Here is a 13672-nt window from a genome sequence, read left to right on the forward strand (position 1 = left end):
GGCGCACGGGCACACCGGGCCCGGTGGCGCCGGATTCCCCGTTGCACCCGGGTTCTTGGGTAGAGTTGCGCTTCGGTCGGTCTTGCGCGCGGGTCCGACCCTGATCTCGAAGTAGGAACGGAGTTGTGGTCGCCCATGGACGGTGGGGATATCGCCGGATTGCTCGCGGCATTGGTCTTCGCGGTGCTCGTGGGGTTGCTCGCGGTGCCCATCATCAAGCTAGGTCGTGTCTTCGATGAACTGCGCCTGAGCATCCGCTCCATCAACGACGGCACCGCCCCGCTGATCGACGAGGTCACGCGCACCGTGGCCACCACCAACACCCAGCTCGAGAAGGTGGACGGAATCACGTCCAACGTCTCGGACGCCTCCGCCAATGTCTCCGCACTGTCCTCCCTCGTGGCCTCCACGGTGGGGCAGCCGCTGATCAAGGTCGCGTCCTTCTCCCACGGGCTGCGCCGCGCGTTCAGCCCCCAGGCCGGTGCCCAGACCCGGCCCGGCCCCCATACCGAGCCCGGTGCCGCGTCCGGTGGCGCAGCGACCGGCACGACCACCGGGTCCACGGACGCGCACGCCGCAGGCCGTGCGCCCGGGCCCACGGACACCAGGAGCTGAGCATGGGTTTGTGGTCCAAACTCGCACTGCTCGCCGCGGGCGCCGTGGTGGGCGGAGCGGCCACGCGCGTGGCCTCCGACCCCGCCGCACGCGAGGCGATCGGGCGGCAGGTGCAGCGCGGCACCCAGGGTGCGGTGGCCCGCCGCGGCTCCGACGGCGCCGTCGAACGCCGCGCGAGCGGGAGCGCCGTGGAGCTCTTCCGCACCGCCGCGCGGCGGTTCCAGGACTTCGCCGCCCGGGTGCGCGCGGGAATGAACGAACGCGAGGCCGAGCTGCACGAGAAGTTCGGCGTGCGCACGCCCGTGGACCACACCGCGAACCACCCGGACGCCCCGCACCACGCCGCACCACCGCTGGATGCCCCGTGGCGGGCGGACACCGCCCACGAACCGGGCCCCGCACCGGGCGACCCCCGGGGTCGGATCATCACACACGTCCCATCGGAAGGGAATGACCGGTAATGCTCTCCCATGAGATCACACAGCGCTGGCTAAGCTACTTCGAGGGCAAGGGCCACCAGGTGGTGCCCTCGGCCTCGCTGGTGTCGCAGCAGCCCGGAGCCATGTTCACCATTGCCGGTATGGTCCCGTTCATCCCGTACTTCCTGGGCCAGGAGACGCCCCCGTACTCGCGGGCCACCTCGGTGCAGAAGTGCATCCGCACCCTCGACATCGACGAGGTCGGCAAGACCGCCCGGCACGGCACGTTCTTCCAGATGGCCGGGAACTTCTCCTTCGGTGACTACTTCAAGTCCGGCGCGATCCCCATGGCGTGGGAGCTGCTGACCTCCTCGCTCGAGGACGGCGGCTTTGGGCTGGACCCGGAGCGGTTGTGGGTCACCGTGTACGAGGGGGACCAGGAGTCCTACGACCTGTGGCACGACACCGTGGGGTTGCCCTCCGAGCGGATCCAGCGCATGGGCCGGGACGAGAACTACTGGGACACCGGCCAGCCGGGCCCCGCGGGTCCCGACTCCGAGATCTTCTACGACCGCGGTCCGCGCTACGGCCAGGACGGCGGTCCGGCCGTGGACGACGAGCGGTTCATCGAGATCTGGAACCTCGTGTTCATGCAGTACCAGCGTGGCGAGGGCAACGGCAAGGACTACGAGATCCTGGGGGACCTGCCCCAGAAGAACATCGACACCGGTCTCGGCGTGGAGCGAATGGCCATGCTGCTGCAGGGCGTGGAGAACTTCTACGAGACGGACCAGGTCCGCCCCGTGCTCGACGCCGCCGCCGAACTGTCCGGTCGCGCCTACCGCGGCGCGGAGAAGCCGGGGGAGCAGGGCTACGAGGACGACGTCCGCATGCGCGTCGTCGCCGACCACGTGCGCTCCTCACTCATGCTGATCGCGGACGGTGTCACGCCGGGCAACGAGGGCCGCGGGTACATCCTGCGCCGCTTGTTGCGCCGCGCGGTGCGCGCGATGCGCCTGCTCGGGGTGACGGACCCTTGTCTGCCCGTGCTGCTGCCGCGCTCTCGCGACGCGATGAAGGGCGTCTACCCCGTGGTCGCGGATGACTTCGAACGGATCTCCAAGATCGCGTACGCCGAGGAACGCGCGTTCCTCAAGACCATCGAGTCGGGCACCACCCGCCTCGAGCACGCCGTGGAGCTCGCCAAGGGCGAGAAGCGCGCACTAAGCGGCGCGGACGCGTTCGCGCTGCACGACACGTTCGGTTTCCCCATCGACCTGACCCTGGAGATGGCCGGCGAGGCGGGCGTGGCCGTGGACGAGCGGGCCTTCCGTGAGCTCATGGCCGAGCAGCGTGAGCGGGCCCAGCAGGACGCGCGCGCCAAGAAGGGCGCCATGGCGGACCTGTCCGAACTGCGCCGCCTGTTGGACGACCACGGCAGCCGGTTCACGGGCTACACCGAGCTCGTGACCCCCACGACCGTGCGCGCGATCCTCGCCGACGGTGTCCCGGTGCCCGCGGCGAGCGAGGGCGCGCGCGTGGAGGTCGTACTCGAGGCCACGCCGTTCTACGCCGAGTCTGGTGGCCAGGCCGCCGACACCGGCGTGATCGACTCCGCGGACGGGCTGCGCCTGATCGTGGAGGACGTCCAGCAACCCGTCAAGGGACTGTCCGTGCACCGGGTCACCGTGGCCGCGGGCCAGGTCGTCACGGGTGACGAGGTCACCGCGCGCGTGGACTCGCGGCGCCGTCACGACGGCGAGGCCGCCCACTCGGGCACGCACGTGATCCACGCGGCGCTGCACGACGTGTTGGGTCCCGACGCCGTCCAGCGCGGGTCGTTCAACAAGGAGGGTTACCTGCGCTTCGACTTCTCCCACGGGGAGGCCCTCACGCCGTCCCAGGTGCAGGAGATCGAACAGATCGCCAACACCGCGATCCGGGACGACTTCGAGGTCGTGACCCGCGAGATGCCGCTCGCCGAGGCCAAAAAGCTCGGGGCGATGTCCCTGTTCGGTGAGAAGTACGGGGACGAGGTGCGCGTGGTCGAGATGAACGGCCCGTGGTCACGTGAACTGTGCGGTGGCACGCACGTGGGCTCCACGTCCCAGCTCGGCTCGCTGTCCCTGGTCTCGGAGCAGTCCGTGGGCTCGGGCAACCGCCGTGTGGAGGCGCTCGTGGGGTTGAATTCGTTCAACCACCTGGCCGCCGAGCGCACCTTGGTCAACCAGCTCACGGGCATGCTCAAGGTCCAGTCCAGCGCCGAACTGCCCGAGCGCCTCGCGGCGACGCTCGAGAAGCTCAAGGAGACCGAGCGCCAGCTCGCGGGGCTGCGCCAGCAGCAGCTGCAGGCGCAGGCCGGCCAGCTCGCGCAGGACGCGCAGACCGTGGGCTCCGTGCGCGCCGTCCTACACGACGCCGGTGAGATCGCCTCGGCGGATGCTCTGCGCACCCTCGCTCTCGACCTGCGCGCCCGTCTGGGATCCGACGCCGCCGTGGCCGCGGTGACCGGTGTCGCGAACGGGCGCCCGCTCGTCGTCGTCGCCGTCAACGACGCCGCTCGCGACGCCGGCCTGGCCGCGGGCCAGCTCGTGCGCACCGCAGCGACCGCGCTCGGTGGTGGCGGAGGCGGAAAGCCGGACGTGGCCCAGGGCGGCGGTTCCGACCCGGCCCGCATCCCCGACGCGCTGGCCGGGATCCGCGAGCAGATCCTGGCCACGGCGGGCTGATGCCGCAACCCTTCGCACGCGGTGTGCGCATGGGCGTGGACGTGGGGACGGTCAGGGTCGGTATCGCCCTGACCGACCCCGACGCCGTGCTCGCGACCCCGCACGACACCCTCGGGCGGGACAGCAACCCCCGTAAGGCCTTCGATGTGAAGATCATCACCCGGTTGTGCGAGGAACGGGACGTGGTGACCGTCTACGTGGGGCTGCCGCGCAGCCTCGACGGCGGTGAGAATGCCTCGACGCGGATGGCTCGTGATTACGCGGCCTCACTGGTTCGTCGGTTAGGCTCACGGGGGTGCACCACAGCGGTGCGCCTGGTGGACGAGCGGTTGTCCACGGTGAGCGCGCACCGGTCGCTGTCGGACTCGGGTGTGTCACGACATCATCACATGGACAGGGTCGATCAGGCCGCCGCGGTGACGTTCCTGCAGACGGCGGTGGACCAGGGGCGGCGGACCGGTACGGAACCGGGCGAACCCGTCCCGGACCGGGCTGCTGATTAGAGTTGACCGTGCGGGCGGTGATCCTGGCCCGCAGCACCCCACATGTGCACCATGCACGGCGGACGGAGAGAATTCGTGAGCGGAGAGAATTCGTGAGCAGAGAGCCGCGGGAGACCGGCACCGGTGACGGACAGGGCCACCGGTCCGACGGTGACGTGCTGACCTCTTCGAACGACGCGGGGGAATCCCGCCTGGCGGGGGCCTTCGAGCACCACGACGTGACCCCGGAACAGCGGCAGCGCCGCAAGGTCCGTTCGCGCGCGTCCCTGGCCACGGCGATCGCGCTGTTCATCGCGGCTCTGGTCGTGGTCGTGGCCGTCCTGGGGTCCGCGTTCGGTCTGTTCGAACGCAAGGACTACCACGGTTCCGGGGACCAGGACGTCACGTTCTCCGTGGCGGACGGCAGTTCCACGGGACAGATCGCCCAGGACCTGCAGGCGCAGGACATCGTGGCCAACGCCTCCCACTTCGTCTCCACGTTCCAGCAGCGCTACCCAGAGCAGTTCATCCAGCCCGGGGAGTACCAGCTCAAGACCCGCATGAGCTCCGACGCCGCCATCGACGCCCTCATGGAACGGGGGGAGGCCACCCACTATGCGGCCATCCCCAAGACCCAGCGCAAGGGGGACACGTTCGCGGCCCTGAGCCAGGCCACCGGGATCGACAAGTCCGAGTTCGAGAAGCTCGCCACGGACAAGGCCAAGTTCGGCATCCCGGACCGCTTCCCCGACCTGGAGGGCTGGCTGCACCCGGGGGAGTACCACTTCCCGCTCGACGCCACTGCGGAGCAGATCCTGCAGGAAATGGTGGACCGCACCAAGGACACGCTGTCCAAGAACAACGTCCCCGAGGACCGCTGGTTCGAGGTGCTCACGATCGGCTCCATCGTGGAGTTCGAGGGCACGCCGCAGGTCTACCGTTCCGTGGCCGGGGCGATCGAGAACCGGATCAACAACCCGAACGGCGAGACCAGCGGCTTCATCCAGTCGGATGCCTCCGTGACCTACGGGCTCGGCAAGACCACCGTGCACCTTACTGACGAGGAGAAGCGGGACAAGTCCAATCCGTACAACACGTACGCGAACCCGGGCCTGCCCGTGGGTCCCATCGGGTCCCCGAGCGACGACGCGATCGCCGCAGCGGCGAACCCCGAGAAGAACGACTACTACTACTGGGTAACGGTGAACCTCGACTCCGGTGAGACCAAGTTCTCCAAGACGTACGAGGAGCACCAGCGCTACGTGCAGGAGTACCAGCAGTGGTGCTCGGACAACCCCGGTAAGTGCTCCTGAGGGGCGCGCGATGACGCGATCCTCTGTGCGGGCCGCGGTGCTGGGGCACCCCGTGGGCCACTCTCTGTCCCCGGTGCTGCACGCGGCCGCCTACGAGGCCCTGGGGCTCACGGCGCACTACACGCGCCGGGACGTGCCCGTGGGCGAATGGGACACCTTCTGGGCGGACGCCCGGGCTGCGGGGGACTGGGGCGGGTTCTCGGTCACCATGCCCCTGAAACCCCTCGCCGCCCGAGACGCCGACCGGGTCACCCCGCTCGTGCGGGCGCTCGGCGTGGCCAACACACTCACGTTCGAGGACGACGGACGCGTGGTCGCGGACAACACAGATGTCATGGGCATCATGTCCGCCGTGAGCGCGGCCGGCGCCATCCCGGAGACCCCGCGCGCCGTCGTGCTCGGCGGAGGGGCCACCGCCAGCGCGGCCGTCGCGGCCCTGCACGGGCTCGGGGCCGAGACGGTGGACGTCGTCGTGCGGACACCCTCGCGCGCACGGACCCTCGATGCCGTGGCGCGGGCGGTGGGCACCGAGGTGCGCACCGTGGCGTGGGAGTACGCCGCCGAGGCACTGCACACCGCGGACGTGGTCGTGGCGACCTTGCCCCCGCGCGGTGCGGACGAGCTCGCGTTGCAGTGGCGCGCCCAGGCGCCGTCGGTGTCCGGCGTGCTGCTCGACGCCGCGTACGACCCGTGGCCCTCACGGCTGGCGTCTGCATGGCAGGACGCGGGGGGCGCGATCGCCCCCGGTGTCGATATGCTGATCTTCCAGGCCGTGGATCAGGTCCGCTGGTTCACGCAGGGCGATCCCCTCGCGGCGATACCGCACGAGGACAGGGTGACCGCGGCCATGTGTCGCGCGGTGGGACGGCCCGAACGTGGCATCCCGCAGCGCGTGCGCATCGCGCAGGCCACACGACTCGCGCCGTGACCCGGCGCGCGTGCCGCCCGGGCCGGGGCGCACGACCGAGCGAAACGAATTGACCGCGGGGCGTGGACCCCGGGCGAGAACTGGAGTGTTTTGATGTTGCGTTGGCTCACGGCCGGGGAATCACACGGTGAGGCGCTCGTGGGGATCATCGAAGGTGTCCCCGCCGGTGTGGAACTGACCACCGGGATGATCCAGGACGCGCTGGCCCGGCGCCGGCTCGGGTACGGCCGCGGCGCCCGCATGAAATTCGAACAGGACCGCGTGCGCATCCTGGGCGGGGTCCGCCACGGGCTCACGCAGGGCGGGCCGGTCGCGATCGAGATCGCCAACACGGAGTGGCCCAAGTGGCAGGACGTCATGAGCTCCGACCCGGTGGATCCCGCGGTGCTCGAGGGCCGGGCCCGCAACGCGCCCCTGACCCGCCCGCGCCCCGGTCACGCGGACCTCACCGGCATGCAGAAGTATGACTTCGCCGAGGCCCGCCCCGTGCTCGAACGGGCGTCGGCCCGAGAGACGGCCACGCGCGTGGCGCTCGGTGTCGTGGCCTCCCAGGTCCTCGCGGCCCTCGGGGTGCGGCTCGTGTCCCACACGACCGCGATCGCGGAAGTGTCGGTGCCCGAGGGCGCCGCGCTGCCCGGCCCGGACGACGTCGCCGCGCTGGACGCCGACCCGCTGCGCTGCTTCGACGCCGGGACCTCCGAGGCCATGGTGGCCGCGGTGGACGAGGCGCACAAGGCGGGGGAGACCCTGGGCGGCGTCGTCGAGGTCCTCGCCGAGGGCCTGCCCCCGGGACTCGGCTCGTACGTGCACTGGGACCGACGCCTGGACGCGCGCCTGGCCGGGGCCCTGATGGGCATCCAGGCCATCAAGGGCGTGGAGGTCGGGGACGGGTTCCGCACCGCCGCGCGCCCGGGCTCCGCGGCCCACGACGAGACGCTGGCTGCCGACAAGACCGTGCACCGGGTCTCCAATCGCGCCGGCGGCATCGAGGGCGGCATGTCGATCGGTGACCTGTTGCGCGTGCGTGCCGCGATGAAGCCCATTGCCACGGTCCCGCGCTCGCTGCACACCGTGGACGTAGCCACGGGTGAACCCGCCCGCGCCCACCACCAACGCTCGGACGTGTGTGCGGTACCCGCGGCCGGCGTGGTGGCCGAGGCCATGGTCGCGCTCGTGCTCGCCCAGGCCGCCCTCGAGAAGTTCGGCGGCGACTCGATCACCGAGACGGTACGCAACAAGGACGCCTACCTCGCGGGGATCCCCGCCAACCTGCGCACGTCCCCCGAGCTCGCGGACCCCGCCGCGCTGGCCGCCCTGGACGAGGTGCGCGGGGACCTGGCGTGACGCGCCCCGCCCTGCCCGTGGTGCTGATCGGGCCCATGGCGGCGGGCAAGTCCCACGTGGCACAGCACCTCGCGGAGCACTACGGGTTGCCCCACGTGGACACCGATCGCGTGATCGAGTCCCGCTACGGACCCATCCCTCGGTTGTTCCGCGCCCGCGGGGAGGCCGAGTTCCGCCGGATCGAGGCGCAGGTCGTCGCCGAGTTGCTCGATGACCCCGACACTGCCGGGTGCGTGATCTCCCTGGGCGGGGGCGCACCCATGTCCCCGCTCGTGCAGCCGCTGCTGGCCGGGCACACGGTCGCATACCTGGAGGTGGACCTGGACACCGTCCGTCCGCGGATCAAGGGCAACACGACCCGCCCCATGCTCCAACCGGATCCCGAGGCCCGCTGGAGCCAGATCATGGCCGAGCGCCGCGAGACCTTCGAACGCCTCGCGACCATCCGGCTCGACGGCGCCGCGCCGCGCACCGTGGCGCAGATCGCCCGTGAGCTCTACCTCGCGCTGGGCGAACCGATCGCGCAGCCGCGCGGAAAGGAACACACCGCATGAGTGATCCCGTCAGCATCCCCGTCCACGGCGGTCCCGACAACCGCTACGACGTCCTCGTGGGCAACGGCCTGTTGGACCGCGTGCCCGAACTGCTGGGCGAGCGCGTCAAGAAGGTGCTCATCATCCACCCCCGCGCGCTGCGCGCCACGGGTGACGTGGTGCAGCAGAACCTCTCCGCCGTCGGGATCCAGAGCTTCGTGGCCGAGATCCCGGACGCTGAGGAGGGCAAGCGCGTGGAGGTCGCGGCGTTCTGCTGGCAGATCATGGGCCAGTCGGACTTCACGCGCACGGACGCCGTGGTCTCCGTGGGCGGCGGCGCCGTGACGGACCTCGCCGGTTTCGTGGCCGCCACGTGGTTGCGCGGGGTGCGCGTGATCCACCTGCCCACCACGCTGCTGGGCATGGTGGACGCCGCCGTGGGCGGGAAGACCGGGATCAACACCGCCGAGGGCAAGAACCTCGTGGGAGCATTCCACCCACCGGCGGCGGTCGTGTGCGATCTGGACTCGTTGCAGACCCTGCCGCAGAACGAGCTGCTCACGGGCATGGCCGAGGTGGTCAAGTGCGGGTTCATCGCGGACCCGCGCATCCTCGAGCTGATCCGGGAGAACCCGCAGGAGGTGCGGGACGCGGCGTCACCCGTGGTGCGCGAGCTGATCGAGCGCGGGATCCGGGTCAAGGCCGAGGTCGTCTCCTCGGACCTGAAGGAATCCGGGCGGCGCGAATACCTTAACTACGGCCACACGCTGGGGCACGCGATCGAGCACAACGAGCGTTACCAGTGGCGCCACGGCGCGGCGGTGTCGGTGGGCATGGTCTTCGCGGCGGAACTCGGGCGCGCGGCCGGGTCGTTGTCCGACGACGTGGTGCACGAGCACCGCGAGATCCTCACGTCCCTGGGGCTGCCCGTGACGTATCGCGCGGACCAGTGGCCCCGGTTGCTCGAGGTCATGAAGCGGGACAAGAAGACCCGCGGCAACCTGTTGCGCTTCGTGGTGCTGGACCGGATCGCCGCCCCGCGGATCATGGAGGTCCCGGACCCCGCGATCCTCTTCGCGTGCTACCAGGAGATCGCGGAGTGAGCCCGCGCGGACGGCACGGCGAGCGCCGTCGTCCGCGCCCCTGAGCACTGCTCGGCTGGCACGGCGAGCGGGCGCACGCGGTAGACTGGTCCGGCTCCACGCGCCCCGCCGCCGTGCGGCGACGTTCCCGACGAGAAAGTGACACCGTGGCAACCAGCAACGACATCAAGAACGGCACCATCCTCAAGCTCGACGGCAACCTCTGGCAGACCATCGAGTTCCAGCACGTCAAGCCCGGGAAGGGTGGCGCGTTCGTGCGCACCAAGCTGCGCAACGTGACCAGCGGCAAGGTGGTGGACAAGACGTTCAATGCCGGTGCCAAGATCGAGACCGCCACGGTGGATCGCAGCGAGTACCAGTACCTGTACCAGGACGGCGAGGACTACGTCTTCATGGACAACTCCACGTACGACCAGATCACGGTGCCGGCCGCCGTCGTGGGGGACGCCGCGAACTTCATGCTCGAGAACCAGAACGTGACCGTGGCCATGCACGAGGGCGCGCCCCTGTACATCGAGATGCCGCCGTCGGTCGTGCTCGAGATCACCTACACCGAGCCGGGTCTGCAGGGTGACCGCTCCACGGGCGGCACCAAGCCCGCCACGGTCGAGACCGGCTACCAGATCCAGGTCCCGCTGTTCCTCGAGCAGGGCACCAAGGTCAAGGTCGACACTCGCACCGGTGACTACCTGGGACGCGTCAACGAGTGAGCGGCGCCCGGAGCAAGGCCCGGATCCGCGCCGTCGAGATCCTGTTCGAGGCCGAACAACGTAACGAATCCGTCCGGGACGCCTTGGTGCGGCGGCGGGAGAACTCCTCCTCGCCCATCAACCCGTACACGGTGGACATCCTCGAGGGCGTCCACGACCGGCGCGAGGACATCGACGAGTTCCTGGAGACCTACTCCCAGGGCTGGGAGCTAGACCGGATGCCGGCGGTGGACCGCAACGTGCTGCGCGTGGGGGCATGGGAGCTGCTGTACAACTCGGAGATCCCGGACGGCGTGGCCGTCGCGGAGGCGGTGGCCGTGGCCCGGCAGCTGTCCACGGACGATTCGCCTCGCTTCGTCAACGGGCTGCTGGGGCGGCTGCAGAAGGTCAAGCCCTCCCTGCTCGACGACTGAACCCACCCCGGTCCGTGCTCGCCACGGGCCGGGGTTTTTCGTGTGGTAGCTTCGACTACGGATCGCACCCTTTAAGTCCGTCCGGTGAGGCGGGGAAGGAGGCGGCACGTGAGCGTGCCCGAACACGCCGAGCAGTCACCGCGGAGCATGACGTCCCGCGTAATTCTCTCGACACCCGACATCGACCGGGCCCTGTCCCGGATCGCCCACGAGATCCTCGAGTCCAACAAGGGCTCCCGGGGTCTCGTGCTGCTGGGGATCGCCCGTCGCGGCTACCCCTTGGCCCAGCGGTTGGCCGCCAAGCTCGAGCAGATCGACCCCGACTTCCACGCGCAACAGAGCACGGGTCAGCTCGACATCACGATGTACCGCGACGACCTGCGGCGTCATCCCGCGCGCACCCCGCAACCCACGGTGATCCCGGGCTCCGGGATCGACGGGCGCACCCTGGTGCTCGTGGACGACGTCCTGTTCTCGGGGCGCACGATCCGCGCGGCCCTGGACGCCCTCGTGGACGTGGGACGCCCCAACGCGGTGCGCCTGGCCGTGCTCGTGGACCGTGGCCACCGCGAGCTGCCCATCCGCGCGGATCACGTGGGCAAGAACCTGCCCACGTCCTCCCACGAGAAGGTCCGCGTGCTGCTGCGCGAGTCCGATCCCCAGCCGCGCGCGAGGGGTCACGAGGACTGCGTGATCATCGACTCGCCGGTGGTCTCCGACGATGACGTCGCCCGCGCCCCCGGTACCGCCGGGAAGGGGCCGCGCGTATGAAGCACCTGCTGACGACCAACGAGCTGAGCTACCCCGAGGCAGTGCGGATCCTGGACACCGCGGACCAGATGGCCGCCGTGTCCTCGCGCTCGGTCAAGAAACTGCCCGCCCTGCGTGGGCGCACCGTGGTCAACCTGTTCTTCGAGGACTCCACGCGCACGCGGATCTCGTTCGAGACCGCGGCCAAACGGCTCAGCGCGGACGTGATCAACTTCTCCGCCAAGGGCTCCTCGGTGTCCAAGGGCGAGTCGCTCAAGGACACCGCACAGACGCTCATGGCCATGAGCGCGGACGCCGTGGTGATCCGTCACGCGTCCTCCGGCGCCCCGCAGCAGCTCGCGGACTCCGGGTGGATCGACGCCGCGGTGATCAACGCCGGGGACGGCAAGCACGCGCACCCCACCCAGGCCCTGCTCGACGCCATGACCCTGCGCCGCGTGCGCTCGCGGGCCACGGGCATGGCGAGCACCGGGATGGACCTCGAGGGGATGCACGTGGTGATCGTGGGGGACGTGCTGCACTCCCGCGTGGCCCGCTCCAACGTGTGGTTGCTCACGACCCTGGGCGCACGCGTCACGCTCGTGGCCCCGCCCACCCTGGTCCCCGTGGCCATGGACGACTGGCCGTGCGAGGTCGGCTACGACCTGGACGCCGTGCTGGCCGAGGCCCCGGACGCCGTGATGATGCTGCGGTTGCAGCGTGAGCGCATGAACGCCGCGTTCTTCCCGAGCGAGGCCGAGTACACGCGCGGCTGGGGGCTCACGTCCCAGCGCGTGCAGCGCCTCGAGCACATGGGTGCGCCCACGGTGTTCATGCATCCCGGGCCCATGAACCGCGGCCTGGAGATCTCCTCAGAGGCCGCCGACTCCCCGCGCTCCACCGTGTTGGAGCAGGTGGCCAACGGTGTGGCCGTGCGGATGGCCGTGTTGTTCCTATTGCTCTCCGGCGACGAGAGCTCCCCGTACCCGAGTGAGAACTGAGGTGGCCCGCATGAGCTCCTACCTGATCAGCAACGCCCGCCCCGAGGGCGGTGAGCCCGCGGACCTGTTGCTCACGGACGGGGTGATCGCCGCCGTGGGGCCCGTGGGCACCCTGGACGTGCCCGAGGGCACGGACGTGATCGACGCTGCCGGCGCCGTGGCCCTTCCGGGTCTCGTGGACATGCACACCCACCTGCGCGAACCGGGTCATGAGGACGCCGAGACCGTGGAGACCGGAACGCGTGCGGCGGCCCGCGGCGGGTTCACCGCGGTGTTCGCGATGGCCAACTCCCACCCCGTGGCGGACACCGCCGGCGTGGTCGAGCAGGTGTGGCAGCTGGGCCGCGACGCAGGCTGGGCGGACGTCCACCCGGTGGGCGCGGTCACGGTGGGGCTCAAGGGCACGCAGCTGTCCGAGATCCGCGCGATGGCGGAGTCCCGCGCGGGTGTACGGATGTTCTCCGACGACGGCAAGTGCGTCCACGACCCCGTGTTGATGCGCCGGGCCCTCGAGTACGTCAAGTCCTTCGGGGGGATCATCGCCCAGCACGCCCAGGAACCGCGCCTGACCGAGGGCGCCCAGATGAACGAGGGCGCGGTCTCCGCGGACCTCGGTCTCACGGGCTGGCCCGCGGTGGCCGAGGAGGCGATCATCGCCCGGGACGTGCTGCTGACCCAGCACGTGGACTCCCGCCTGCACATCTGCCACCTCTCCACCAAGGGGTCCGTGGACATCGTGCGCTGGGCCAAGGAGCGCGGCGTGGCCGTGACCGCGGAGGTCACCCCGCACCACCTGTTGCTCACCGACGAACTCGTGCGCACCTTCGACCCCGTCTACAAGGTCAACCCGCCGCTGCGCACGGACGACGACGTCCAGGCCCTGCGCCGTGCCGTGGCCGAGGGCACGATCGACGTGATCGGCACGGACCACGCCCCGCACACCGCGGAGGACAAGGAATGCGAGTGGAGCTGCGCGGCCCACGGCATGACGGGTCTGGAGACCGCCCTCGCGGTGGTCCAGTCGACCCTCGTGGACACCGGGTTGATCGGGTGGGAGCGCGTGGCGCAGATCATGTCCCGCACCCCCGCCCGGATCCTGGGCCTGACCGACCAGGGCCAGGAACTGGCCCCCGGGGCCACCGCGAACATCGTGCTGTGGGACCCCAGCGGGCAGACCCCCGTGGATCCCACGATCCACGCGTCCAAGGGCCGCAATAGTCCGTACCGGGGGATGACCCTGCCCGGCGGTGTGCGCGCCACGTTCTACCGCGGTCACCCCGTGGTGCGCGACGGCGAACCCGCCACGCCGCTGACCCGCTGACCACCCCCACG

The 13672-nt window shown here is 70.5% G+C and carries 14 protein-coding genes; all 14 read left to right on the forward strand.

Going from position 1 to position 13672, the window contains the following annotated elements:
• Window positions 1–135: 135 nt before the first annotated feature.
• The 14 genes from IE157_RS06300 to IE157_RS06365 all read left to right on the forward strand — a co-directional run bounded on the left by IE157_RS06300 (window position 136) and on the right by IE157_RS06365 (window position 13661).
• Window positions 136–615, forward strand: coding sequence for a DUF948 domain-containing protein (locus IE157_RS06300; protein ID WP_064845891.1), 480 nt, complete (start codon window positions 136–138; stop codon window positions 613–615).
• A 2-nt stretch (window positions 616–617) separates the two neighbouring features.
• Window positions 618–1076, forward strand: coding sequence for a hypothetical protein (locus IE157_RS06305; RefSeq protein ID WP_193519462.1), 459 nt, complete (start codon window positions 618–620; stop codon window positions 1074–1076).
• The gene (alaS, locus tag IE157_RS06310) at window positions 1076–3763 is read left to right on the forward strand and encodes an alanine--tRNA ligase (protein ID WP_193519463.1); all 2688 of its coding nucleotides are present in this window, start codon (window positions 1076–1078) and stop codon (window positions 3761–3763) included. The genes IE157_RS06305 and alaS overlap by 1 nt, the downstream gene beginning before the upstream one ends.
• A complete protein-coding gene (gene ruvX, locus IE157_RS06315) occupies window positions 3763–4266 on the forward strand; it encodes a Holliday junction resolvase RuvX (RefSeq protein ID WP_098053481.1) in 504 nt (167 codons plus the stop codon). The genes alaS and ruvX overlap by 1 nt, the downstream gene beginning before the upstream one ends.
• A 92-nt stretch (window positions 4267–4358) precedes the next feature.
• Window positions 4359–5558: an endolytic transglycosylase MltG gene (gene mltG / locus IE157_RS06320; RefSeq protein ID WP_193519464.1), complete on the forward strand. Its 1200-nt coding sequence runs from the start codon at window positions 4359–4361 to the stop codon at window positions 5556–5558.
• 10 nt (window positions 5559–5568) lie between these two features.
• Window positions 5569–6486: a shikimate dehydrogenase family protein gene (locus tag IE157_RS06325; RefSeq protein WP_098053480.1), complete on the forward strand. Its 918-nt coding sequence runs from the start codon at window positions 5569–5571 to the stop codon at window positions 6484–6486.
• 93 nt (window positions 6487–6579) lie between these two features.
• Entirely contained in the window at window positions 6580–7830 is a 1251-nt protein-coding gene (gene aroC, locus IE157_RS06330) for a chorismate synthase (RefSeq protein WP_193519465.1), read from the forward strand.
• Window positions 7827–8384, forward strand: a complete 558-nt coding sequence (locus IE157_RS06335; protein ID WP_064845884.1) for a shikimate kinase — start codon at window positions 7827–7829, stop codon at window positions 8382–8384. Before aroC ends, IE157_RS06335 begins: the two co-directional genes overlap by 4 nt.
• Window positions 8381–9466 (forward strand): 3-dehydroquinate synthase, encoded by a 1086-nt coding sequence (aroB, locus tag IE157_RS06340; protein ID WP_064845883.1) that lies wholly within the window; start codon window positions 8381–8383, stop codon window positions 9464–9466. The genes IE157_RS06335 and aroB overlap by 4 nt, the downstream gene beginning before the upstream one ends.
• Window positions 9467–9612: 146 nt before the next feature.
• Window positions 9613–10176 (forward strand): elongation factor P, encoded by a 564-nt coding sequence (efp, locus tag IE157_RS06345; protein ID WP_064845882.1) that lies wholly within the window; start codon window positions 9613–9615, stop codon window positions 10174–10176.
• The gene (gene nusB, locus IE157_RS06350; RefSeq protein WP_064845881.1) at window positions 10173–10589 is read left to right on the forward strand and encodes a transcription antitermination factor NusB; all 417 of its coding nucleotides are present in this window, start codon (window positions 10173–10175) and stop codon (window positions 10587–10589) included. The genes efp and nusB overlap by 4 nt, the downstream gene beginning before the upstream one ends.
• 108 nt (window positions 10590–10697) lie before the next feature.
• Complete coding sequence (gene pyrR / locus IE157_RS06355; protein ID WP_064845880.1) at window positions 10698–11360, forward strand: bifunctional pyr operon transcriptional regulator/uracil phosphoribosyltransferase PyrR; 663 nt, start codon at window positions 10698–10700, stop codon at window positions 11358–11360.
• Window positions 11357–12340, forward strand: coding sequence for an aspartate carbamoyltransferase catalytic subunit (locus IE157_RS06360; RefSeq protein WP_064845879.1), 984 nt, complete (start codon window positions 11357–11359; stop codon window positions 12338–12340). Before pyrR ends, IE157_RS06360 begins: the two co-directional genes overlap by 4 nt.
• 10 nt (window positions 12341–12350) lie before the next feature.
• Complete coding sequence (locus IE157_RS06365) at window positions 12351–13661, forward strand: dihydroorotase (RefSeq protein WP_193519466.1); 1311 nt, start codon at window positions 12351–12353, stop codon at window positions 13659–13661.
• Window positions 13662–13672 lie beyond the last annotated feature (11 nt).

The organism is Kocuria marina, from assembly GCA_014652975.1.
GTDB classification, from domain to species: Bacteria; Actinomycetota; Actinomycetes; order Actinomycetales; family Micrococcaceae; genus Kocuria; species Kocuria marina.